Raw genomic sequence first — 21,679 nt, 5'->3', positions numbered from 1 at the left:
ACCCTTGGAGTCGGGAGAGCCAAAACGATGTCCGATACCAAACTTTCCTTCAAGGAAATGTGCGCCAAATTCGATGTGACGCCGCGTACGCTTCGTTACTACGAATATATCGAACTGCTGCAGCCCGAACGCCAGGGCCGGTCGCGCTTCTACAGCCCGCGGGAATGTGCCCGGATGACGTTGATCCTGAGGGGGCGCAAATTCGGCTTTGCACTGGAGGAAATTCGCCAGTGGCTTTTGATCTATGAACACGAAGGCACCGAAGCGCAGATGCAAAGCTGGATCGAACTGGCCGACCGGCAATTGTCCGAACTGGCCGATCAGCGCAGCCAGCTAGATCAGACCATCGACGAGTTGCAGACCCTGCGCGACGAAACCAAGGCGTCGCTGGACAAGGGTTGAGGCCACGAACGGCCCCGTGATCCCCGCAGGTTTTCCAACACAAACCTCTGAAATTTCTATCCACCCCACGCCGGGACAATAACCTTCTGCCGGATTTCACAGCAGCAAAGACCTGTGATCGCATATTTGTGATCACAGCATTTACAACGTGATCACAAACCATCAATTACGCGACAATTTGCCAGATATCACCCGGATTTTCTGCTGGGCAAGCGCGTCAGGCACGTTAATATGGCCTTTTATGGGATGCTGCGCCTGCGGCATTCGGATGCCAGCGGCACTTTCGGGCTAGCGACAGACATAGGAGCGATACATTGGCTGACGTGAACAGGGGCAAACGCCCGCTTTCGCCACATCTGACAATCTACCGGCCACAACTCACCTCGATGACCTCGATCCTGACCCGGATCACCGGCAACGCCCTTTTGTTGGCGGCGCTGATGCTGGTCTGGTGGTTCCTGGCCGCGGCCACATCGCCCGAATATTTCGCCGTGGCCGATGCGGTTGTCACAAGCTGGTTCGGCGATCTCATCATGTTCCTTTCGGTCTGGGCGCTCTGGTATCACACGCTGGCCGGGGTTCGGCACCTGATCTGGGACAATGCGATGATGCTCGAAATCGACAAGGCCGAGGCATTAGGCTGGATGGTCATCATCGGGTCGGTCTGCCTGACCCTCTTCACCGTCATCGCGATCTGAGGAGGCCAGTCGATGCGTTATCTCACCGACCGCAAACGCGCCGTGGGCCTGGGTTCCGCCAAGTCCGGCGTTCATCATTTCTGGGCCATGAAGATGTCGAGCGTGGCGCTCCTGATCCTGGTGCCGCTCTTTGTCTTTACCGTGGGCCCCGCCCTCGGCAGTTCCCACGAAGAGGTGCTGGCGACCTTCTCTCGCCCCTTCCCGGCCATCATCGCGGCGCTCACGATCATCGTGGGCTTCAAGCATTTCCGCGATGGCGCGCAGGTGTTGCTTGAGGATTACGTGCATGGCACCGCGCAGAAGGTGTCGATCATCCTGCTCACCTGCCTTTCCTACGGCGCGATGGCCACGGGCCTTTTCGCCATCGCCAAGATCGCCCTTTAAAGACCGGAGTTTAGACGAATGGCTGCTTACGAATACGAGACGCATGATTATGACGTCGTGGTCGTCGGTGCCGGTGGTGCCGGTCTGCGCGCCACGCTTGGCATGGCCGAACAGGGTCTGCGCACGGCCTGTGTGACCAAGGTGTTCCCGACACGCTCGCACACCGTTGCGGCACAGGGCGGCATTGCCGCATCGCTCAGCAACATGGGGCCGGACCACTGGCAATGGCACATGTACGATACCGTCAAGGGTTCGGATTGGCTGGGTGATACGGACGCGATGGAATACCTCGCGCGCGAGGCGCCCAAGGCGGTTTATGAGCTGGAGCATTACGGCGTGCCGTTTTCGCGCACTGAGGAAGGCAAGATCTATCAGCGGCCCTTTGGCGGCCACACCACCGAGTTCGGCGAAGGCCCCGCGGTGCAGCGCACCTGCGCCGCTGCCGATCGCACCGGCCACGCCATTCTGCACACGCTCTACGGCCAATCGCTCAAGAACAATGCCGAGTTCTACATCGAATATTTCGCCATCGACCTCATCATGACCGACGGCGCCTGCACCGGCGTGGTCTGTTGGAAGCTCGACGATGGCACGATGCATGTCTTCAACGCCAAGATGGTTGTGCTGGCCACGGGTGGCTATGGCCGCGCCTATTTCTCGGCCACCTCCGCCCATACCTGCACCGGCGATGGCGGCGGCATGGTCGCCCGCGCGGGTCTGCCGCTTCAGGATATGGAATTCGTGCAATTCCACCCGACGGGAATTTACGGTTCCGGCTGTCTCATTACCGAGGGCGCCCGCGGCGAAGGTGGCTACCTGACCAATTCCGAGGGCGAGCGATTCATGGAACGCTACGCGCCGCAATACAAGGACCTCGCGCCGCGCGACTATGTCAGCCGCTCGATGACGATGGAAATCCGCGAGGGACGCGGCGTGGGCGATCAGGGTGACCACATCCACCTGAACCTCAGCCACCTGCCGCCCGAGGCGCTGAACCTGCGCCTGCCGGGCATCTCGGAAAGCGCCAAGATTTTCGCCGGTGTGGATGTGACCAAAGAGCCGATCCCGGTTCTGCCCACGGTGCATTACAACATGGGCGGCATCCCGACCAATTACTGGGGTGAGGTCCTGAACCCGACCAAGAAAGATCCCCATGCGGTGGTCCCGGGCCTGATGGCCGTGGGCGAGGCCGGCTGTGCGTCGGTGCACGGGGCCAACCGTCTGGGCTCGAACTCGCTCATTGACCTGGTGGTGTTCGGCCGCGCCGCCGCGATCCGCGCCGGCAAGGTCGTCGATCGCGATGGTGCGATACCCGCCACGAACGCCGCCGAAGTCGACAAGGCGTTCGATCGTTTCGACGGGCTGCGCAACGCCGATGGGGCAACACCCACCGCCGATTTGCGGCTGGAGATGCAGCGCACCATGCAGGAAGACGCGGCCGTGTTCCGGACGTCCAAGACCCTTGCCGAGGGCGTCAAGAAAATGGACGCGATTGCGGCGAAGCTCGACGATATCAAGGTCACCGACCGCAGCCTTGTGTGGAACTCCGACCTGATGGAGACGCTGGAGCTTACGAACCTCATGCCTAACGCGCTAGCCACGATCGCCGGGGCAGAGGCCCGCAAGGAAAGCCGCGGCGCCCATGCCCACGAGGATCACACCACACGCGACGACGAAAACTGGCGCGTCCACACCGTGGCCCGTGTTGATGGCAAAAACGTCGACCTCAGCTACCGCCCGATCATCGAAGATCCCCTGACCACCGAGAAAGAGGGCGGCATCAGCCTCAAGAAAATTGCCCCCAAGGAGCGCACGTTCTGATGCGTCCCATGGTGATGATCCTGGCCGCGGCAACGCTGAGCGGCTGTGCGGCGGCCAATGACGCCGCCGATGCGGTGGCGCGGGATCGGGCCAAGGCGGTGGTGAATGGCGTGGTTCAGGATAAGTTTCCGGGCCTGAAAGCGGCGCCGATTACCGATTGCATCATCGACGCGGCGTCGGCCCGCGAAATCATCGGGATCGCCAGTGCGTCGGTCACCGGTGTCGATCAATCCACGGTCGAAACCGTGCTGGAGATTGCCCAGCGCCCCGAGGCTGTTACATGTATTGCCGAGAACGGCATCAAGGTGCTTGGCATATGAAGGAGTTGAGAACATGGTCCAACTGACACTCCCCAAGAATTCCCGCATGACGACGGGCAAGACCTGGCCCAAGCCAGAGGGCGCCACCAATGTCCGCAAGTTCCAGATCTATCGCTGGAACCCCGATGACGGCAAAAACCCCAGCGTGGACACCTATTTCGTCGATATGGACAGTTGCGGGCCGATGGTCCTCGACGCGCTTATCAAGATTAAGAACGAGATCGACCCGACGCTCACCTTCCGCCGGTCCTGCCGCGAAGGGATCTGCGGGTCCTGCGCGATGAATATCGACGGGATCAACACGCTGGCCTGTATCTATGGGATGGATGAGATCAAGGGCGATGTGAAGATCTATCCCCTGCCCCACATGCCCGTGGTCAAGGACCTGATCCCGGACCTGACCCATTTCTATGCGCAGCATGCGTCGATCATGCCGTGGCTGGAGACCAAGACGAACCGGCCCGCGAAAGAGTGGAAACAGTCGATTGAAGACCGCGAAAAACTCGACGGGCTATACGAATGCGTGATGTGCGCGTCCTGTTCGACTTCCTGCCCCAGCTATTGGTGGAACGGTGACAAATATCTCGGGCCCGCCGCCCTGTTGCACGCCTATCGCTGGATCATCGACAGCCGCGACGAGCATACCGGCGAGCGCCTCGACAACCTTGAAGACCCGTTCAAGCTCTATCGTTGCCACACGATCATGAACTGCACCAAGACCTGCCCCAAGGGCCTTAACCCGGCCAAGGCGATCGCAGAGATCAAGAAGATGATGGTGGAACGCGCGGTCTGACCCCGCGTTTCGCCGGTTTCAGGTGATCTGGCACTTGTGACGCGTCGCGGCTATTGCCGTACCCCGTTGGCGGTGAAGGAATGGTTAATCTGATCCCCGTCAACGGCAATAGCGCCGGTCATCCACCATCGAACCACTCACACCGGTGATTTGCGTATCAGCATCGTAAACGACCGTATCGGGCCGGTTCGGCACCCCTTCGTCCGCGAGCAGAAACCCCTCTGTCATATGGTCGTCATTGCCGCCGAGTTCGTCGCGCGTCCGGCTGCCTTTGGTGGTCCAACTGCGGCAGCCGCCCGCTTTCAGCAAGGCAGCAGGCGCGGACGGTGCGAGCGATGGCAAACGGATCAGCGGCTGTCAAAGCCCGATCTATCCTTGCCTGTCGGTCAGGATAACCGCGACGCCCGTGATCACGACGGCACCGCCCAGAAGCGTTCTGAATGACATTTCTTCGGCGAGGAACACCCAACCGCCCAGGACGGCGAAAACCGGCAGGAGGAGCAGGAAGGGCGCGACCTGGCTGACCGGATTGCGCCGCACAAGCGTGTACCAGAGCCCATAGCCCAGCGCGGTCATCACCAGGCCGAGATAGAGCACCGTTGCCCAGACAATCCATCCCGCGCTCTGGATGGCCTGCCAATGGCCGCTCTCGACCGCGAAGGAGACGGCGAACAGCTGCGGCGTGGCCATGACCGCGACCCAGGCCGTCACCGTCAGCCCGTCGATATCCTCAAGCCGCCGGATCATCGCCTGCCCCACCGCCCAGACGAATGCGCCCCCGATCACCAGCATTACCGAGCCCAACGCCGCGGAAATCCGGGGCTCCCCTGCGATCTGGTAGACGCCCAAAAAGGCCAGCGCGATACCGGCCCATTTGCGCCAACCCGGTCTTTCCCTGAGGAAAACCGCCCCGACCAGCACCAGGAACGGCACCTCTAGCTGTACCACCAAGGCGGCCACGCCGGCATCCAGCCCCTTCAGGCCCGAATAGGTCATGCTGTATTGCAATGCTGCCGATACCAGCGCGATCCAGAAGAGCGCCCAAAGCTGCCCGCGCGGCACCTTCACGAACCAGACCAACGCCAGCGCGGTAACCGAAAACCGCAACGCCATCAGGAGGATCGGCGGGAAATGCGCAATCGCCGCCTTGGCAAAGACAATCCCGAGCCCCCAGGTCAGCGCCACGCCAACCCCCATCGCGACGTCGATCAGGGTCAGGCGCCGGGGGGTGAAATCATTGTCGATAGGCATTTGTGCAGACGATCACGGCGCCGCGCGGTCGTCTGTCCTGTCTCCGACCGCCATATTGTCGTATTCCATGCCCATCGGCCCCCGCGATTTGGGCGCCCGAGGCGCCAAATTACGCCCCATTTCCGCTAAATCACCGCAGAAATCCCGAAATACGCTCAAAAAAATGATGCGACAGCTCCGTAAAACCCACGGGAAACCGTCATCATCCAGCCAAAACCGACACAATTTTAGATAGATTGAAGACAATCGGAACCGAAGGCAGGAGATTGTTGTTAGCGCCACCAAAAAGCCTTTAACTCGTTGAATTCATGTCACCTTTTAGTTTCAAAGTCATATTCAAGCCGCAGAAAGATCTCAATTCAAGCGGTTCAGTACAAACGTGACTTTGCAAGTGCTCTTGGTTTCCCCCAACCCAAATCAGGGTATCAAGGAACAGTTTTGGCACCGCAATCGCCAAGCCCGAGATACCCCAAAAAACGAGCCGATACCGCCGGTCAACGGCACATTCGGAATTACCTGGAGGGTAACTTGATGAAGACCGACACAAACACCGCAAATACAAATGCGCGTCCCCGCCGTAGCGTCCTTGCGTCCATCGACAACGTGATCGACCTGAGCGCCTGGCGGAAACGCAAAAACCAGCTCTGTGCCTCCCCGAAGGTTTTGCCCAGTACACATGTTCTCCTGACCTGCGGCCTGACCGCGTAACCCACTACCACCGCACATCCGAAGGAAACGAATATGTCTGCCAATCTTCTTGAAAAAGCCCGCGCCAACCGCCTGATCGCTCTCGAGATCCTGAAACAACGCGAAAGCAACCTCTTTGTCCTCGCAGAGGCCCGCAAATCAGCGAAGCGCCGTCAGCGGCAACTGGTCTTCTCGACCCGCCGCAAGGTGTCGCCGCAACGGGTAACTTGCGTGAAACAAGCGGCCTGACCGCAAACGACTGATCCGGGTGGCCCTCCGGCCACCCGATGACCCTTTTGGGACTACGAACCGGCACCAAACCTTGCCCGTGCCCCATACGGGGGATGGATTCCGCCGATGCATCCAACCTTTCCCCTTAGATCGCCAAACACCGAAATCTGCTGAAAATCTGCACGACCGCCCCGACGGCCTCTGCACAGTTGCACCCCTAATGCTGGGAGACATTCATCAGCAAGGAAGTGCAAAGATGCTACGATCCCCCGGCCTGAGGTTCATCACCGTCGGCTTTCTCATCCTCCTCATGTTCATCCCGATCCTCTTCGTCGGCGAGATCATCAATGATCGTGCCAATTACAACCGTCTCACCCGCGACAGCGTCGGTCAGGAATGGGGCGGCCGGCAATTGATTAGCGGGCCGGTCCTGGTCGTGCCGGTGCAGGAGACCGTCACCGTGCGGGAAAAGCAGCCGGTGCTCGACCCGCTCAGCGGCCTTCAGAGGCTTAACGACAATGACAAGCCGATTTTTCGGCATGTCGATGTGGAAAAGACGGTCAACCGCGATCCGGTCTACCTCTATCCCGGTCAGTTCACGACCAGGATCGACACCACGACGCAGGAACGCCATCGTGGCATTTTCACTGTGCCGGTCTATACCGCCGCGGCGGAGATGAGTTTTGACTTTCCGACCGAACTGATTGCCGACGCATTGCGGGGCAAGGAGGTGGCAATGTGGGACAAGGCCGAAATTGAACTCAGGGTCAGTTCTAACCACGCGCTCCGCGGGGTGGCCGAATTGACCGCCGATGCCAAGCCGCTCCAGATCGAGCCGCTCGCCCCCGGCGACAACAGCACCGGGGGCCTGCGCGCGCCGACGGGTGATCCGCGCAAGCAGGGAAGCTACAAGCTCTTGCTGGGGTTCAACGGCGCGCATTCCCTTTCAATCGCGCCCGTGGGACGTGACAGCGAAGTGACCATGACCAGCGATTGGGCGCATCCGTCCTTTCGCGGTGCTTTTCTTCCGACCGACCCTGAGATCTCTGACGAAGGGTTTTCGGCGCATTGGCTGATCCCCCATCTGGCGCGCCCGCTGCCGCAGGTGTCGCGCAGCAGCCAGGAACACACCGCCCGCCATGCCGCCAGCTTTGGCGTCGATTTCTACCAGCCGAATGATTTTTATCAGAAATCCTATCGCGCAGCGCGCTATGGCCTGATGTTCATCGCGCTGACCTTCCTGACCATTTTCCTGATCGAAGGACAGGCCAAACGCCCGACCCATCCGGTGCAATACCTGCTGGTTGGCCTCGCGCAGTCGACTTTCTTCCTGCTGATGCTGGCCCTGGCCGAGCAGTTGGGTTTTGGCTTGGCCTATCTGATCTCCGGTGCGGCGACGGTCACGCTGGTCACGGCCTATGGCGCTACCGCCCTTGCGCTCGGCAAGCGGACAGTCGTGCTGGGGCTGCTCCTGACCCTGCTTTACGCGGTGCTCTACCTAATCCTGCGCAGTGCCGATTACGCGCTCCTGGCGGGGTCGGTCCTGGCCTTTGCCGCGGTGGCCGGCACTATGTACGCCACGCGCAACGAAAACTGGTATGGTGAGAAAACCGCAAAATCCGGTCGCGGCTGGTTCCGCCGCCCACCCGCCGCGCCGCCCGAAGCGCCGGTGCCGCAGGGTTAACAAAACTTTCCTGTCCAAAGACCCCGGCCTTTTGCTAGGCTGGGGTCAATTGTGTTGGGGAGCGGGCCATGATTAAGGCCGATGTAGTCATTATCGGGAGTGGATTGGCAGGCCTCGTCGCGGCACATGAAGCGACAAATCGCGGTCGCCGCGTCATCCTCATCGACCAGGAGGGACCGCAATCCATGGGCGGTCAGGCGTTTTGGTCCCTTGGGGGCCTCTTCATGGTCGATACCCCCGAACAGCGCCGCATGGGTATCCGCGACAGCCCGGAACTTGCACGGCAGGACTGGCTCGGCAGCGCGCAGTTTGACCGCCCCGAAGACGACATGCCACGGCAATGGGCCGATGCCTATCTGGAGTTTGCCAGCGGCACGATGCGCAGCTACCTGCGCGAGTTGGGCATGCGGTGGTTCCCGGTTGTGGGCTGGGCCGAACGCGGCGGCGCGGCGGCGGGTGGTCATGGCAATTCCGTTCCGCGTTTTCACATCACCTGGGGCACCGGCGAAGGCGTTGTTGCCCCCTTCATCCGTCTGGCCAATGCGGCGATCGACATTGGCCTTCTGCGCCACGCCTTTCGCCACCGCGTGTCCCGGATTGATGTCACCGACGGCCGCGCAACCGGCGTTTCCGGAGAGATCCTTGACGTGGATTACGCGCCCCGCGGGGCGTCGACGACGCGGGACGTAACAGGCGAGTTCTCTTTTGCAGCCGAAAGCATCGTGGTGGCGTCAGGCGGGATCGGTGGCGACCATGACGCGGTACGCGCCCTTTGGCCACGTGACCGGCTGGGAGAGCCACCGGCGCATATGGTCTCCGGCGTGCCGGATTATGTCGATGGACAGATGCAGGCCGTGGCCAAGGCCGCGGGTGCCGGGGCGATCAACGAAGACCGGATGTGGCATTATTGCGAAGGGTTGCGCAATTGGAATCCGATCTGGCCCAACCATGGCATTCGGGTGCTGCCCGGCCCCTCGTCGGTCTGGCTTGACGGCAATGGCGACCGGATGGAGCCGCCCTGCATGCCCGGCTTTGACACGCTCTCGACGCTCAAACGCATCCTCGCCGCCGGGCATGAGCATAGCTGGTTCATCCTGACGCAGAAGATCATCGAAAAGGAGTTTGCCCTGTCAGGCAGCGAACAGAACCCCGACCTGACATCCGGCAAATGGCTTAACGTCCTGCGCGAACGGCTGGGCAAAGGCGCCACCCGCGCGGTCGAAGCGTTCAAGGAGAAGGGTACGGATTTCGTCGTGGCCGATGACCTCGAAACCCTCGTGGCGGGCATGAACCGGCTGATGCCCGGCGCCCCTCTCGCGCTCGACCATGTGCGCGGCCAGATCGCCGCGCGTGACGCCGCCCTGGACGACCCCGTGGCAGAGGATGCACAGATCAACGCCATAAACCACGCGCGGACCTATCTGGGCGACAAGCTGATCCGCACCGCCAAACCCCATGCCATCCTTGATCCCAAGAACGGCCCGCTGATTGCGGTGCGTCTCAACATCCTCACCCGTAAATCACTGGGCGGGCTGCACACCGATCTTGCCGGGCGGGTCTTGCGCGACGATGGGACAATTTTCGATGGGCTTTATGCCGCGGGCGAGGTCGCCGGCTTCGGCGGTGGCGGCTATCATGGTTACAACGCGCTCGAAGGCACGTTTCTAGGCGGGTGTGTTTTCTCGGGGATGAAGGCAGGACAAAGTGCCTGAGTAGAAAACGAGCGACCGCTTAGAGCCCATTGCGGACATTGCCCCCGCCCGGAATCAAGGTGCGCAGCACCGCCGGGCAGCGCCCGACCGCCCCATGGGCGGGCGCTTCGTCACCGTTTCAATCCCAACGATTGTTGGAGGGATACGTCACCATAAAGTGCGATGAACCACTTGGGTGCGCCCACCCGCGGTCGGGCGATGCCCTATGTTGCGATGGTGATCGAAGGGCCACTTTATCCGTAAACCACTGCAAAAGGATTGCAGACCAAATACCTGTTCCCGCAGCGCGTCCCATGAAAACCGCTACCCGAAAGCGGCCATCACACCGTCAGCAAGTCCTGCAAGGTCAGTGCCATCACCTGCGCCGACTGTACCATATCCTCGATCCCCACATATTCGTCCGGCTTGTGCGCAAGGTCCAGGATACCCGGCCCATAGGCGATGCAGTTTTTCAGCCGCCCAATCCGGTCGATATGTTTCTGGTCATAGGTGCCGGGGCTGACCACGTAATCCGGCGCATGCCCGAATGTGGCCTCTACCGCCCGCGCTGCCGCTGTCACCACCGGCGCGTCCTTGTCGGTCATCGTCGGCAACACCCGGTGCAATTCGCGTATGTCGTAGTCAAACGTCTCACGGCTCGCCTGAACCTTGTCCAAGACGGCCCGGATCTCGGCCTCGACATCGGCGATATCCTCCTCGATCAGGAACCGCCGGTCGATCACCATCCGGCAGCGATCCGGCACACATGGGGAGGGCAGGCCGGTATAATCGGCCTCCTGCTCCGCCTCGCCGCCGTGGATGGAATTGATGTTGAGCGTTGATTGTTTGGCCCCGTCCGGCACGACCGGCATGTCCGTGCGTTTCTCCGCCAGGGCGGGAAACAGGCTTGCCTCCATTTCGGCCACTACCGCCCCCATGTGCCGCACCGCGCAATCACCAAGGAACGGCATGGAGCCGTGGGCGATCTCTCCCTTGGTTTCGATCTCGGCCCACCAGACCCCGCGATGGCCCAGGCAGATGCGGTCTTTGTTCAAGGGTTCCGGGATAATGACATGCTGCACCCGGGAGGGCGCGAAATACCCCTTCTCGGCCAGGTAGGCCACACCGCCGAACCCGCCGGATTCCTCATCCGCCGTACCGCTGATCTCGATCGCGCCCGCATAGTCCGGACAGATGGCAATGAACGCCTCCGCCGCGACGATGCTTGCCGCCAGGCCGCCCTTCATGTCACAGGCCCCGCGCCCATAGACGCGGCCATCGCGCACCTCGCCGCCAAAAGGATCGGTGGTCCAGCCATGGCCAACCTCAACCACGTCGATGTGAGAGTTGAAATGCACGCACTCCCCGGCGCGCGCGCCTTCGCGACGGGCGATGATGTTCCAGCGGGGGCATTTGTCACTGTCGCCGATGGCGCCTTTCGCGCGGATCAGCTCGGTGTGAAACCCCGACCGCAAGAGCCTGCGGTCCAGATAATCGCAGATCTCTCGATAGTTCTGCCCGGGCGGGTTGAGTGTCGGGATACGGATCAAGTCTTGCGTCAGCGCCACAAGGTCGTCGCGCCGTGCCGCCACTTCTGCCTTGAGCTTTTCCGCCAATTCCATTGCCGCCCTCCTCGGAACCGACTATGGGGTGCGGCCCTGGCGCGGGCAAGCTCTTCTCTGGAATTCCAACCGTTCTGGATGCTCAGCACCCCGGAAGAGCGGGCGATTCCTCAGGCGTCGCCCACCGAGGCCCGGATCGCCCGGATATTCTCGCCATAAGGGGCCGGGTTTTGCACGGAACCGCCCTTGAACACCGCCGATCCGGCCACCAGCACATCTGCGCCCGCCTCGGCCATCAGCGGCGCGGTCTCTGGCGTGATGCCGCCGTCGATTTCGATATGAATTGGCCGGTCGCCGATCATCGCGCGCAGTTTGCGCACTTTCTCGATCTGGCTGTGGATGAATTTCTGACCACCGAAGCCGGGATTGACGGTCATCACACAGATGAGGTCAACCATGTCGAGCAGGTAATCCAGGTCCTCGACACCCGTGCCGGGATTGAGCGCAAGACCAGCCTTGCAGCCAGCACCGCGAATTGCCTGCAGCGTCCGGTGCACATGCGGTCCGGCCTCAAGATGCGCGGTCAGGATGTCGGCGCCCGCCTCCGCAAAGGCGTCAATATAGGGATCGACCGGCGCGATCATCAGATGCACATCCATCACCGTCTTGATATGCGGTCGGATCGCGGCGCAGAGCGGCGGGCCGAAGGTCAGGTTCGGGACGAAATGCCCGTCCATCACATCGACATGGATCCAATCGGCGCCTTCGGCCTCGACGCATTGAATTTCCTGACCGAAATTGGCGAAATCGGCGGAAAGGATCGACGGGGCGATCTTGATCTTGCGGTCGAACGTCATGGCGTGAACTCTCCGGGGGCTTGGCAACGTGACCTGCTAATGCGTCACCCGCATGCCAGAGGTCAAGGTCTTTATCCCACGCCGCCTTTGTGCCACCTTTCGCCCATGAAGAGGCGTTGGCGCGGATGACCCCAGACGAGATTTCAGCGGTTTCAGACTGGCTGTGCGCCACGCTGCCCGGCGCGCGCCCGATCACCCGTGCCGAGAAGTTCGAGGGTGGTCAATCGAACCCCACCTACCGCCTGATCGGGGAAGACATGACCTATGTCCTGCGCCGCAAACCGCCCGGGGTTCTGTTGAAATCCGCCCACGCGGTGGATCGCGAATTCCGGGTGCAAAAGGCACTTGCGGCCACCGACGTCCCGGTCGCCCGGATGCATGTCCTGTGCGAAGATGACGGCATCCTCGGCGCCGCCTTCTACATCATGGAAGAGATCGCGGGGCGCAGTTTTGACGACCCCCGCCTGCCGGAGCTTGCCCTGGCCGACCGCGGGGTGGTGATGGACCAGATGAACCGCGTTCTGGCCGCGATCCATGACGTTGATCTGGAAAAAACCGGCTTGGCGGATTACGGCCCCGGCGGCAACTACTACCAGCGGCAGTTGGACCGTTGGGCCCAGCAATACCAGGCGACCCTGACCGAAGATTTGCCGGATATGACCGCGCTGATCGGATGGCTTGACGCGCATTTGCCCGAGGATGATGGGCAGCGCACGCTGGTCCATGGGGATTATCGTCTCGACAACCTGCTTTTCGCGCCCGACGGGACCGAATGCCGTGCGGTTCTGGATTGGGAATTGTCCACCATCGGTCATCCCTATGCCGATCTGGCCAGTGTCATCATGCAATGGCAGATGCCCCCCGGCCGCGAGGGGCGCGGGTTGGACGGTGTGGATCGCACGGCGAACGGTTTGTGGAGTGACGCCCGGTTTATCGACACATATTGCAGGCGCAGAGGGTTGAAACACATAGAGAATTTCAACTTCTACCTGGCCTTTTGCTATTTCCGCATGGGCGCGATATTGCAGGGCGTGAAGAAACGCGCGCTGGATGGCAACGCCTCTGACCCGGCGCGTGCCCTCAGGCTGGGCGCGCATGTGCCCGCCTTCGCCCGACAGGGGTTGGCCGCTGCGAAAGGCTGCGAATGACAACGCCAGAACTTGACCCCAGGCTGATAGAAGACAGCTATCCGCTGCAACAGCATCTGGGTTTTGAGATGACCGCCTGGCAACCGGATTTCGCCCGGATCGAAGTTCCGCTGACCGCGTTCCTGATGAACCGGCAGGGGTTGCCGCACGGGGGTGTCCACGCCACCCTGTTGGACAGCGCCATGGGCTTTGCCGGATGCTATACCGGTGACCCTGACCGGCGGCAGATGGCGCTCACATTGTCGTTGACGGTGAATTACCTGGCGCAGGCCAGCGGCAACCGTCTGATCGCCGAAGGATGGCGGACCGGCGGGGGGCAGAAGACCTACTTTGCCGAAGGCAAGGTAAGCGATGATGCTGGCACGATTATCGCGACGGCCACCGGTGTCTTTCGATATCGCCGCATGGAATGACCTGACCCCCTTGACCTTCCAGTGACTGGAGCCCTTATCTGTGTCACTGACATATGAGGATCGAGAGGCCATGGCGGACCCTGTCACGGTGAACCTGGAAATCGACGGCATGTCCTGCGCCAGTTGCGCGGGCCGGGCGGAGCGCGCGTTGACCGCCCTGCCGGGCGTGCAGGGGGTTGCCGTCAATTTCGCCGCAGGAACCGCGCGCATGGAGATGACGGGGGCGGATCTTGGCGACGTGACGGGGGCGCTCAAGGCCGCTAACTATCCCGCGCGTGAGGCCACAGTTTCCCTGACCGTCCAAGGCCTTAGCTGCGCCAGTTGCGTGGGCAAAGCCGAAGATGTCCTTACCACCATTCCCGGTGTCCTCGCGGCCAACGTCAACCTGGCGAGCCGCCGTGCCGAGGTCAGGTACCTGGCGGGCATGACCGACGGCCATGACCTGTCGCAACGGTTGACGCAGGCGGGATATCCATCCGTACCAACCGAGATGGAAACCGAAACGGACGAAATTCAACCTGCCAAACGCGCCTTTCTGATCGCCGCGGCAATGACACTGCCCGTTTTCGTGATGGAGATGGGACGTCACTTCATCCCCGGCATGGGCGACCTCATTGATGCGATGATCGGTCGTACCAACGCCTGGACGCTGCAATTCATCCTGACCACCCTTGTCCTGATCTGGCCGGGTCGGGCGTTTTTCACCCGGGGACTGCCCGCCCTGATCCGCGCAGCGCCGGATATGAACAGCCTCGTGGCGCTTGGGACTGGCGCGGCCTGGTCCTTCTCGACCGTCGCACTTTTTGCCCCCGCCCTTCTGCCGGAGGGCACGGCCGCGGTCTATTTCGAGGCGGCGGCGGTGATCGTTACGCTGATCCTTCTGGGCCGGTGGCTGGAGGCGCGTGCCCGTGGCCGGACCGGCGCGGCCATCCGCACCCTGATCGGACTGCAACCCAAAACCGCGCGGGTCGAGCGTGATGGCACGCCGACCGAAATTGCCATCGACCATGTCGTGCCGGATGACATCGTGCATGTCCGCCCCGGCGAGCGGATTGCGGTGGATGGCATAGTGACCGATGGCAGCTCTTTCGTTGACGAAAGCATGATCTCCGGAGAACCGATGCCGGTTGCCAAATCCGCCGGTGACGAGGTCGTCGGCGGTACGATCAACGGCAATGGTGTGTTGCGGTTTCGGGCGACAAGGGTTGGCCGCGACACGGTTCTGGCGCAGATCATCGCCATGGTCGAACGGGCGCAGGGGGCGAAACTCCCGATCCAGGCACTGGCCGATCGGGTGGTGCGGGTCTTTGTGCCTATCGTCATCGCCCTGGCCCTGTTGACGGTGCTGATCTGGAGCCTTGTCGGCCCGGCACCGGCGCTGAGCCATGCGCTCGTCGCGGGCGTGTCGGTGCTTATCATCGCCTGCCCCTGCGCCATGGGCCTGGCCACCCCGACCTCGATCATGGTCGGGACGGGTCGCGCCGCCGAACTGGGCGTTCTTTTCCGCAAGGGCGAGGCGTTGCAGGGCATGGACGCCCTACGGGCCATCGCCTTCGACAAGACCGGGACGTTGACCGAAGGCCGTCCTAGCGTGACGCGGATCGACCTTGCGGAGGGGTGGAAGCGCGACGAGGTCCTGCCCCTGATCGCCGCGGCGGAAACACAGTCCGAACACCCGCTCGCCCGCGCGGTAGAGGCGGCGGCGGAGGGGCACGAGCTTCCTGCGGTATCGGGTTTCACGGCTATCGGCGGCTCGGGCCTGCGCGCGCAGGTGGCCGGGCGCGATGTGCTCGTCGGCACGGCCCGCCTGATGCGGCAAGAAGGCATTGATTGCGCGGCGCTCATGGGTGCAGCGGACGACATGGCCCGCGCGGCGCAGACGCCGGTCTTTGCGGCAATCGACGGACAGCTCGCCGCGGTCCTGGGCATCTCGGACCCGATCAAACCCACCAGCCGCGCCGTCGTCAAAGGGTTGCAGGCGGGTGGCCTGAAGGTTGCGATGGTGACCGGCGATGTCGCACCCACCGCCCGGGCCATCGCCGATGAGCTTGGCATCGACCACGTCACCGCCGAAGTTTTGCCGGACGGCAAGGTGGCCGCAATCGCTGCCCTACGCGACCGGTTCGGACCCGTGGGATTTGTCGGCGACGGCATCAACGACGCGCCCGCCCTGGCGGAGGCCGACATCGGACTGGCCGTGGGCAGCGGTACCGACGTGGCCATCGAAGCGGCCGATGTGGTGCTGATGTCCGGCGACCTGAACGGCGTCTTGCGGGCGCGCGACATTTCGCGCCGGACCATGCGCAACATCCGGCAGAACCTGTTCTGGGCATTCGCGTATAACGTGGCCCTCCTGCCGGTCGCGGCGGGGGTTCTCTATCCGCTGACCGGCCTGCTCTTGTCGCCGATGCTTGCGGCGGGTGCGATGGCGCTTTCGTCGGTTTTCGTGCTGAGCAATGCGCTGCGCCTGCGCCACATGACCCCGGCTGAGGCCGGTTGAAAGGAGCTTGAGGATGAACATTGGCGATGCGGCGAAACGGACGGATATCCCCGTCAAAACCATTCGATACTACGAGGATATCGGCCTCATTCGTCCGCTACGGGACACCAATGGCTACCGCGTGTTCCGGGATACGGATATTCACAAACTGGCCTTCCTGGGTCGCGCCCGGGCGCTTGGGTTTTCAATCGAGGACTGCCGCACCCTGATGGAGCTCTACGAGGACGAAACCCGGGCGAGCGCGGATGTAAAGCGGCTGGCACAGGAACACCTGCGGCAGATCGAGGACAAGATCATGCAGCTCAGGTCCATGCAGGCGACGCTCAACGATCTGGTGCATGCCTGCGCGGGCGACAGCCGCCCCGATTGCCCGATCCTGCGCGACCTCGCCTCGCAATAGGGCGCCCGGGTATCCCCGCTCGCCCAACACTCTTGACCGCAACGACGTTTTCCCCGACCAACCATGGGGACCGCAACCTGCCATATGTGACCCGAATGAGCCGCCTCTTTCACCTGCCCGCCGTCTTGGCACTGTCCGTTCTCCTCTGCGCCCCCGCGCGCGCGTCGGAAGAAAAGGCGGCGTTCATCGAGGCAAATATCCTGTCGATCTTCTACCACGAACTTGGCCATGCGGTGATCGACCTTATGGACGTCCCGATCTTCGGTCAGGAAGAGGATGCCGCCGATGTCATGGCGGTTCTGCTGATTGACTGGCTCTACGAGGAAGAGACCGCCCAGGCCATCGCCTATGACAGCGCCTTTGGCTACATCAACGATCCCGAGCAGACCGAAGAAGTCCCTTATTGGGATCTGCACGGCCCGGACGAGCAGCGGTTTTACAATCATGTCTGCCTGTTTTACGGCGCCAACCCCGAGGAACGCGAAGAGTTGGCGGCAGATCTGGGCCTGCCAGACGAACGTGCCGAAACCTGCCCGGAGGAATACGATCAGGCCACGGCAAGCTGGGGCATGATCTTTGATGAGATGGACGCCGCCAAAACCGGCGTTCCGATGCGCCTCGACACCGGATCAGGCGCAGATGGAGGCATGTTGACCGACCTTCTGACAACGGAGATCGCGGCGCTGAACGGGGATATGAAACTACCGCAGGAACTACTGGTCAGGGTCGAAAGCTGCGGCGAGGCCAATGCGTTCTACGACCCCGAAGAGATTTCGATCATCTTCTGCACCGAATTCATCCCGCACTTGCAAGATCTGTTCGACAGGCAAACCGTGGATTGAGGCCTGCCCGACGATTTTCAGATTTCCCTGCCCGCTTTGAACTCGCTCCAGCGCAATAGGGCCTTTGCCCCGACCGAGGCAAAAGGTTCCGGCGGCAGCCGTGACGGGGCCGGTTGATCGAGCACGTCGTTGAGCAGTTCAGACCGCTCACCCGAGGCCAGATCGGCCATCAACATGCCGTGGAGCGTGCCCTTGGCCACGCCCAGCCCGTTCTGACAGCAGGCGGAAAAGAGCCCCTCATCGACCTCGCCAAGCGCGGGCGCGGAATTGCGGCTGAGGCAAAGCCGCCCGCCCCAGCGATACTCCATCTCGACATCTTTGAGCATCGGAAAGCGGGCAGCGAAACTCTTGTCATGGGTCCGCGCCATCCGCGCCACCTTTGCCGCGCTGACCTGCATCGACGCATCGTAAGAAAACCGGTTGCGCATGATGATCCGGTCGCCGCCAGTGCCGGAGATCCGCCGCACCGTCGACCCCATCGGGTCCGCCGGGGTCAGGCCCCAACGCCGGTCGCCCCCAAGGCGTTTGACCTCATCAGGCGTCAATGCGCGGGTCATCGAGCCGTAGAGATGGATGTGCATCAACCGGCCCTTGAAATGACCGAAGCTGTTGGCATGGCCATTCACCGCCATGATGACCTTGGGTGCGGTGACCGACCCTCCCGGCGTCCGCGCGGTCCAGTCGCGATTCCGGTTCAGATGCGTCACCGGGGTGTTTTCGTAAATACTCACACGGTTCGACTTCAGGCCCCGGGCGATGCTGCGCACATAGAGCGCCGGTTGGATAAGCCCCGCCCCCGGCGTGACCAACCCGCTTTGATAATAGGACGTGCCGGTGATCTCGCGCATCTGCGCGGCGTCAAGCATTTCATGCGCCTCACCCATATTCGCGAGGTGCTGCGCGTAGTCCTGATTGTGGCGGTGGCCATGATCGGATGCCGCCGCGTTGATCTTGCCGGGCCGGTCAAATGCCTCTTGGCTCAACCCGAACTCCTCCGCCATTTCCGCGGCAAAGGCGATGGCGGCGCGGTTGGCAGTAGCATCCTTGCGATCACGCGCCATCTGGCCGCCATACCCCTCGGAGGTCAGGTGATGCGGCAGGTCTATCATGAACCCGGTATTGCGCCCTGTTGGGCCTTCGCCGATCCGCGTGGCCTCCAGAAGAACAATCCGCGCGTCAGGATGCAGTTGCGACAGCCGTCGCACCGCGGAAAGACCCGCAAAGCCACCCCCGATCACCAGCCAATCCGCTGTGACCTGATCGCGCAACACTTCGGGCGCATCCGGCGGCGGCAGGATACCGTTCCAGCCGGAGATCCCGGTATCCACAGGCAGGCGCTTCACTTTCATGGCAGGCTCAATTGCGCGGTGCGGCCGCCGTCGATGGTGTAGATCTGACCAGTGACAAACCCCGCCTCATCCGAGGCCAGCCAGCAGATCAGTTTTGCCACCTCTTCGGGCGTGCCGGTGCGGCGGACCGGGTGGATGCCCCCAATCTGATCGCGGAAAGCGTCGGGATCGCCCATGCTTTCGATGAAATCGACATTGAGCGGCGTGTCGATCCAGCCCGGTGCGACCGCATTGCACCGCACGCCCTCGGGCCCGTGATCGACCGCCACGGCGCGGGTCAACCCGTGCAGCCCCGCCTTGGAGGCGCAATAGGCCGGGTGGCGCGGGTTCGATCCCAGCCCCTCGATCGAGCCGACATTGACGATCGCCCCACCGCCGTCTTTCAGCAGCGGCATGGCATGACGCGTCAGCAGGAAAGGCGCGGTCAGGTTGACCTGCATCTGCAAATGCCAATCGGCCTCGGAGGTTTCTTCGACCGTGCCTTCACGCATCACACCGGCGTTGTTGATCAGGATATCAAGCTGCCCGGCTTCCCGTTCGATATGCTCAATCACCTGTCTTGGCGCGTCAGGATCGGCGAAATCCGCGGCGACGGTCTCATGCGCCGCCGCCCCCCGTTGCGCCGTGAAGACCCGCGCTCCCTGATCGGCCAGCATCCGCGCCGTGGCCTCTCCCATGCCGCTCGACGCCCCGGTGACCAATGCCACCTTATCCGCGAAACGCCCGCTCATCCGACCGGCTTCGCGCCATTGACCTCAACGAGCGCACCGCAGACGTAACGGGCGGCGTCAGAGGCCAGGAAGGTAATGACATCGACGATATCCTCGGGCTCGGCAATTCGGCCAAGCGGGACCGTGGCGTTCAGCGTCTCGACCGCCTGATCCGGGTCGAGCCCCCGGATCGCGAAGCCGGTGCGCAGCATCGGGGTGTTGACCTCGTTCGGGCAGACGGCATTGACGCGGATGCCCTGCCCCGCGTGGTCGCGCGCCAGGCATTGCGTCAGCGATGCCACTGCCGCCTTGGACATGATGTAGAGCGGGTGATCCGCGCCGGGACTGAGGCCCCAGCAGGAGGAGGTATTCACGATCGCGCCGCCCCCTGCGCCGGCCATGATCGGGATCGCCGCCCGGCAGAGGCGGAACGGCGCTTCGACATTGACGCCCATGGTCAGCGCATAATCCGCATCCGTCGCTTTGGTGATATCGCCGCGGGTGATGACGCCCGCGTTGTTGCACAGGATATCAAGCCCCCCGAGGCCTTCGGCGGCCCGCCCCGGCAAGGCATCACAGAACGCCCCGTCGAGCAGGTCGCCATCCAGATGCAGATCAGCCTCGATGGCCGACGTGTCGCGGTCCGTCACGGCGACACGCGCGCCTTCCGCCCTCAGCGCCGCCACCAGCGCCTTGCCGATCCCGCCGGCAGCGCCCGTCACCAAAGCGGTTTTACCCTCAAATCTCATGCACTTACCTCGTATCTGATCGGCAACCGGATCGCCCCGGTATTGCCGCTGTCCGGCATCCACTCGGGCGTGCCATCATAGGAAACCGTCGCAAAGGTCTCACGCAGCGCGGTCAAAGCCGCAGCAAGATCCGTACGCGCCACGAAATGCCCGATGCAATGATGCGCCCCGCCGCCGAAACCGAAATGCCGTTTGCGCGACAAGGTGATATCAAATCGCGGATCATCACATATTTCCGGATCACGCGCCGAGGCATGCACCAGAAGATGCAGCACCGTGCCGTGCGCGATGCGTATCCCGCCCATCTCCACGTCCTCGACCGCTTCGCGCGTAGCCCAGGTGGTCGTGGGTCGAGCACGGATGAATTCCTCGACCGCGGCGGGGATCAGGCTTGCGTCGCGGCGCAGGGCCTGCCATTGCGCCGGGTTCTCGATGAAAAGCGACAGGCCAAGACCCAACAGGGCGCGCGTCGTGTCGACCCCGCCAAAAATCGAGATGACGATGGTGTTAAGCAGCTCATCTGTGGTGCAATCGCCATTACGGTCGAATTCGGCGACCATCCGGGCGACGTAACTTTCGCTGTCTTGCCCCGCCCGCACCCGTGCGACCAACCGTTCGGCCAGCGCAAAAAGCCGTTCGCATGCCGCGTTGAACCGCGCCTCGTATCGCTGCGCCGTGATCCCCATCGCCAGCCCCAGTTCCGAGGCGTCATGGGCCACGTCGGGCCATTCTTCATCATCCAGACCAAGAAGCGTTGCGATCACGCCGCCGGTGAACGGATCGCTGAATGCCGATTGAAACTCTGTATGGTCGGTCTTGCGCAGGTCGGTGCAGAGGTCGCGTGCTATCTGCAGGAAGGTGGGCGCGAGGCCCTTGACATAGTCCTCGCTCAGCGCGGGCACCGCAAGCGCGCGCAACCGGGCGTGTGCCTCGCCCTCCTGCCCGATGACCGAATTGCGCCAGAACCCGGCGAAGGGGCCGGAAATACCCACGGTGTCGGGCCAGTTATGACTGCCCTGCCGAAACCGCCGGTCGCGCAGGATCTGCCCCGCCTCACGATAGCGCAGCACCGCCAGCCCATAGGGCGTCTCGGCGCACCAGCCCGCGTCACGGGCCGCCAGCACCTCGGCCCCCCGGGTCGAAAACTCCGGATCGGCGAGGTCGAGATATGGCAACGCCCCGGCCAC

Annotated in this window: 23 protein-coding genes; 15 read left to right on the top strand and 8 right to left on the bottom strand. The window is 62.5% G+C overall.

The window, feature by feature from the left end; genetic code table 11:
• Window positions 1-27: 27 nt before the first annotated feature.
• The 6 genes from RBB29_RS02615 (at window position 28) to RBB29_RS02590 (ending at window position 4,418) form a co-directional block, all read left to right on the top strand.
• Window positions 28-402, top strand: a complete 375-nt coding sequence (locus RBB29_RS02615; protein ID WP_306116182.1) for a MerR family DNA-binding transcriptional regulator — start codon at window positions 28-30, stop codon at window positions 400-402.
• 314 nt (window positions 403-716) lie between these two features.
• Complete coding sequence (sdhC, locus tag RBB29_RS02610) at window positions 717-1,100, top strand: succinate dehydrogenase, cytochrome b556 subunit (RefSeq protein ID WP_306116181.1); 384 nt, start codon at window positions 717-719, stop codon at window positions 1,098-1,100.
• 12 nt (window positions 1,101-1,112) lie between these two features.
• Entirely contained in the window at window positions 1,113-1,484 is a 372-nt protein-coding gene (gene sdhD, locus RBB29_RS02605) for a succinate dehydrogenase, hydrophobic membrane anchor protein (protein ID WP_306116180.1), read from the top strand.
• 18 nt (window positions 1,485-1,502) lie between these two features.
• On the top strand, window positions 1,503-3,305 hold the full coding sequence (gene sdhA, locus RBB29_RS02600) for a succinate dehydrogenase flavoprotein subunit (protein WP_306116179.1): 1,803 nt from the start codon (window positions 1,503-1,505) through the stop codon (window positions 3,303-3,305).
• The gene (locus RBB29_RS02595; RefSeq protein WP_306116178.1) at window positions 3,305-3,625 is read left to right on the top strand and encodes a succinate dehydrogenase; all 321 of its coding nucleotides are present in this window, start codon (window positions 3,305-3,307) and stop codon (window positions 3,623-3,625) included. The genes sdhA and RBB29_RS02595 overlap by 1 nt, the downstream gene beginning before the upstream one ends.
• Before the next feature lie 13 nt (window positions 3,626-3,638).
• The gene (locus tag RBB29_RS02590) at window positions 3,639-4,418 is read left to right on the top strand and encodes a succinate dehydrogenase iron-sulfur subunit (RefSeq protein ID WP_306116177.1); all 780 of its coding nucleotides are present in this window, start codon (window positions 3,639-3,641) and stop codon (window positions 4,416-4,418) included.
• A 99-nt stretch (window positions 4,419-4,517) separates the two neighbouring features.
• Here RBB29_RS02590 and RBB29_RS02585 read toward each other — a convergent pair whose 3' ends face one another.
• Together RBB29_RS02585 and RBB29_RS02580 are read right to left on the bottom strand one after the other, a co-directional pair.
• Window positions 4,518-4,646, bottom strand: a complete 129-nt coding sequence (locus RBB29_RS02585; RefSeq protein WP_306121099.1) for a hypothetical protein — start codon at window positions 4,644-4,646, stop codon at window positions 4,518-4,520.
• 141 nt (window positions 4,647-4,787) lie between these two features.
• Window positions 4,788-5,669, bottom strand: coding sequence for a DMT family transporter (locus RBB29_RS02580; RefSeq protein ID WP_306116175.1), 882 nt, complete (start codon window positions 5,667-5,669; stop codon window positions 4,788-4,790).
• Window positions 5,670-6,200: 531 nt separating this feature from the next.
• On the opposite strand from RBB29_RS02580, the gene RBB29_RS02575 reads away from it, so the two are divergent.
• From RBB29_RS02575 to RBB29_RS02560, 4 genes are all read left to right on the top strand, one after another.
• The gene (locus tag RBB29_RS02575; RefSeq protein ID WP_306116174.1) at window positions 6,201-6,377 is read left to right on the top strand and encodes a hypothetical protein; all 177 of its coding nucleotides are present in this window, start codon (window positions 6,201-6,203) and stop codon (window positions 6,375-6,377) included.
• A gap of 33 nt (window positions 6,378-6,410) precedes the next feature.
• Window positions 6,411-6,605, top strand: a complete 195-nt coding sequence (locus RBB29_RS02570) for a hypothetical protein (protein WP_306116173.1) — start codon at window positions 6,411-6,413, stop codon at window positions 6,603-6,605.
• Between the two features lie 238 nt (window positions 6,606-6,843).
• On the top strand, window positions 6,844-8,271 hold the full coding sequence (creD, locus tag RBB29_RS02565; protein ID WP_306116172.1) for a cell envelope integrity protein CreD: 1,428 nt from the start codon (window positions 6,844-6,846) through the stop codon (window positions 8,269-8,271).
• A gap of 68 nt (window positions 8,272-8,339) precedes the next feature.
• Entirely contained in the window at window positions 8,340-9,983 is a 1,644-nt protein-coding gene (locus RBB29_RS02560) for an FAD-binding dehydrogenase (RefSeq protein ID WP_306116171.1), read from the top strand.
• A gap of 320 nt (window positions 9,984-10,303) precedes the next feature.
• On the opposite strand, the gene RBB29_RS02555 is transcribed toward RBB29_RS02560, so the two are convergent.
• Together RBB29_RS02555 and rpe are read right to left on the bottom strand one after the other, a co-directional pair.
• The gene (locus RBB29_RS02555; protein WP_306116170.1) at window positions 10,304-11,584 is read right to left on the bottom strand and encodes an acetylornithine deacetylase/succinyl-diaminopimelate desuccinylase family protein; all 1,281 of its coding nucleotides are present in this window, start codon (window positions 11,582-11,584) and stop codon (window positions 10,304-10,306) included.
• Between the two features lie 110 nt (window positions 11,585-11,694).
• Window positions 11,695-12,381 carry a ribulose-phosphate 3-epimerase gene (rpe, locus tag RBB29_RS02550; protein WP_306116169.1) on the bottom strand — a complete coding sequence of 229 codons (687 nt, stop codon included), beginning with the start codon at window positions 12,379-12,381 and terminating at the stop codon, window positions 11,695-11,697.
• Window positions 12,382-12,506: 125 nt separating this feature from the next.
• On the opposite strand from rpe, the gene RBB29_RS02545 reads away from it, so the two are divergent.
• The 5 genes from RBB29_RS02545 to RBB29_RS02525 all read left to right on the top strand — a co-directional run bounded on the left by RBB29_RS02545 (window position 12,507) and on the right by RBB29_RS02525 (window position 17,684).
• Entirely contained in the window at window positions 12,507-13,529 is a 1,023-nt protein-coding gene (locus RBB29_RS02545) for a phosphotransferase family protein (RefSeq protein ID WP_306116213.1), read from the top strand.
• Window positions 13,526-13,942, top strand: coding sequence for a PaaI family thioesterase (locus RBB29_RS02540; protein ID WP_306116168.1), 417 nt, complete (start codon window positions 13,526-13,528; stop codon window positions 13,940-13,942). The genes RBB29_RS02545 and RBB29_RS02540 overlap by 4 nt, the downstream gene beginning before the upstream one ends.
• Before the next feature lie 70 nt (window positions 13,943-14,012).
• Entirely contained in the window at window positions 14,013-16,442 is a 2,430-nt protein-coding gene (locus tag RBB29_RS02535) for a heavy metal translocating P-type ATPase (protein ID WP_306116212.1), read from the top strand.
• A 13-nt stretch (window positions 16,443-16,455) separates the two neighbouring features.
• Window positions 16,456-16,842, top strand: a complete 387-nt coding sequence (gene cueR / locus RBB29_RS02530; RefSeq protein ID WP_306116167.1) for a Cu(I)-responsive transcriptional regulator — start codon at window positions 16,456-16,458, stop codon at window positions 16,840-16,842.
• 95 nt (window positions 16,843-16,937) lie between these two features.
• Window positions 16,938-17,684 carry a DUF4344 domain-containing metallopeptidase gene (locus RBB29_RS02525; RefSeq protein WP_306116166.1) on the top strand — a complete coding sequence of 249 codons (747 nt, stop codon included), beginning with the start codon at window positions 16,938-16,940 and terminating at the stop codon, window positions 17,682-17,684.
• A 17-nt stretch (window positions 17,685-17,701) separates the two neighbouring features.
• Here RBB29_RS02525 and RBB29_RS02520 read toward each other — a convergent pair whose 3' ends face one another.
• The 4 genes from RBB29_RS02520 to RBB29_RS02505 are packed head-to-tail and all read right to left on the bottom strand — an operon-like array spanning window position 17,702 to window position 21,679.
• The gene (locus RBB29_RS02520; protein WP_306116165.1) at window positions 17,702-19,033 is read right to left on the bottom strand and encodes an FAD-binding oxidoreductase; all 1,332 of its coding nucleotides are present in this window, start codon (window positions 19,031-19,033) and stop codon (window positions 17,702-17,704) included.
• Window positions 19,030-19,764, bottom strand: coding sequence for an SDR family NAD(P)-dependent oxidoreductase (locus tag RBB29_RS02515; RefSeq protein WP_306116164.1), 735 nt, complete (start codon window positions 19,762-19,764; stop codon window positions 19,030-19,032). The genes RBB29_RS02520 and RBB29_RS02515 overlap by 4 nt, the downstream gene beginning before the upstream one ends.
• Window positions 19,761-20,492, bottom strand: coding sequence for an SDR family NAD(P)-dependent oxidoreductase (locus RBB29_RS02510; protein ID WP_306116163.1), 732 nt, complete (start codon window positions 20,490-20,492; stop codon window positions 19,761-19,763). Before RBB29_RS02510 ends, RBB29_RS02515 begins: the two co-directional genes overlap by 4 nt.
• Window positions 20,489-21,679 carry a cytochrome P450 gene (locus RBB29_RS02505; protein WP_306116162.1) on the bottom strand — a complete coding sequence of 397 codons (1,191 nt, stop codon included), beginning with the start codon at window positions 21,677-21,679 and terminating at the stop codon, window positions 20,489-20,491. The genes RBB29_RS02510 and RBB29_RS02505 overlap by 4 nt, the downstream gene beginning before the upstream one ends.

It is taken from the genome of Roseovarius sp. MMSF_3359, from assembly GCF_030733385.1.
Taxonomy (GTDB): Bacteria; Pseudomonadota; Alphaproteobacteria; order Rhodobacterales; family Rhodobacteraceae; genus Roseovarius.
This window is presented reverse-complemented; position numbering and strand designations above follow the sequence as displayed.

What these genes read in the sequence shown, in the direction of transcription:
- RBB29_RS02615 (WP_306116182.1), top strand. Translation starts at nt 28, where the DNA reads ATGTCCGATACCAAACTTTCCTTCAAGGAAATGTGCGCCAAATTCGAT.
- sdhD (WP_306116180.1), top strand. Translation starts at nt 1,113, where the DNA reads ATGCGTTATCTCACCGACCGCAAACGCGCCGTGGGCCTGGGTTCCGCC.
- sdhA (WP_306116179.1), top strand. Translation starts at nt 1,503, where the DNA reads ATGGCTGCTTACGAATACGAGACGCATGATTATGACGTCGTGGTCGTC.
- RBB29_RS02595 (WP_306116178.1), top strand. Translation starts at nt 3,305, where the DNA reads ATGCGTCCCATGGTGATGATCCTGGCCGCGGCAACGCTGAGCGGCTGT.
- RBB29_RS02590 (WP_306116177.1), top strand. Translation starts at nt 3,639, where the DNA reads ATGGTCCAACTGACACTCCCCAAGAATTCCCGCATGACGACGGGCAAG.
- RBB29_RS02585 (WP_306121099.1), bottom strand. Translation starts at nt 4,646, where the DNA reads ATGACAGAGGGGTTTCTGCTCGCGGACGAAGGGGTGCCGAACCGGCCC.
- RBB29_RS02580 (WP_306116175.1), bottom strand. Translation starts at nt 5,669, where the DNA reads ATGCCTATCGACAATGATTTCACCCCCCGGCGCCTGACCCTGATCGAC.
- RBB29_RS02575 (WP_306116174.1), top strand. Translation starts at nt 6,201, where the DNA reads ATGAAGACCGACACAAACACCGCAAATACAAATGCGCGTCCCCGCCGT.
- RBB29_RS02570 (WP_306116173.1), top strand. Translation starts at nt 6,411, where the DNA reads ATGTCTGCCAATCTTCTTGAAAAAGCCCGCGCCAACCGCCTGATCGCT.
- creD (WP_306116172.1), top strand. Translation starts at nt 6,844, where the DNA reads ATGCTACGATCCCCCGGCCTGAGGTTCATCACCGTCGGCTTTCTCATC.
- RBB29_RS02560 (WP_306116171.1), top strand. Translation starts at nt 8,340, where the DNA reads ATGATTAAGGCCGATGTAGTCATTATCGGGAGTGGATTGGCAGGCCTC.
- RBB29_RS02555 (WP_306116170.1), bottom strand. Translation starts at nt 11,584, where the DNA reads ATGGAATTGGCGGAAAAGCTCAAGGCAGAAGTGGCGGCACGGCGCGAC.
- rpe (WP_306116169.1), bottom strand. Translation starts at nt 12,381, where the DNA reads ATGACGTTCGACCGCAAGATCAAGATCGCCCCGTCGATCCTTTCCGCC.
- RBB29_RS02545 (WP_306116213.1), top strand. Translation starts at nt 12,507, where the DNA reads ATGACCCCAGACGAGATTTCAGCGGTTTCAGACTGGCTGTGCGCCACG.
- RBB29_RS02540 (WP_306116168.1), top strand. Translation starts at nt 13,526, where the DNA reads ATGACAACGCCAGAACTTGACCCCAGGCTGATAGAAGACAGCTATCCG.
- RBB29_RS02535 (WP_306116212.1), top strand. Translation starts at nt 14,013, where the DNA reads ATGGCGGACCCTGTCACGGTGAACCTGGAAATCGACGGCATGTCCTGC.
- cueR (WP_306116167.1), top strand. Translation starts at nt 16,456, where the DNA reads ATGAACATTGGCGATGCGGCGAAACGGACGGATATCCCCGTCAAAACC.
- RBB29_RS02525 (WP_306116166.1), top strand. Translation starts at nt 16,938, where the DNA reads ATGAGCCGCCTCTTTCACCTGCCCGCCGTCTTGGCACTGTCCGTTCTC.
- RBB29_RS02520 (WP_306116165.1), bottom strand. Translation starts at nt 19,033, where the DNA reads ATGAAAGTGAAGCGCCTGCCTGTGGATACCGGGATCTCCGGCTGGAAC.
- RBB29_RS02515 (WP_306116164.1), bottom strand. Translation starts at nt 19,764, where the DNA reads ATGAGCGGGCGTTTCGCGGATAAGGTGGCATTGGTCACCGGGGCGTCG.
- RBB29_RS02510 (WP_306116163.1), bottom strand. Translation starts at nt 20,492, where the DNA reads ATGAGATTTGAGGGTAAAACCGCTTTGGTGACGGGCGCTGCCGGCGGG.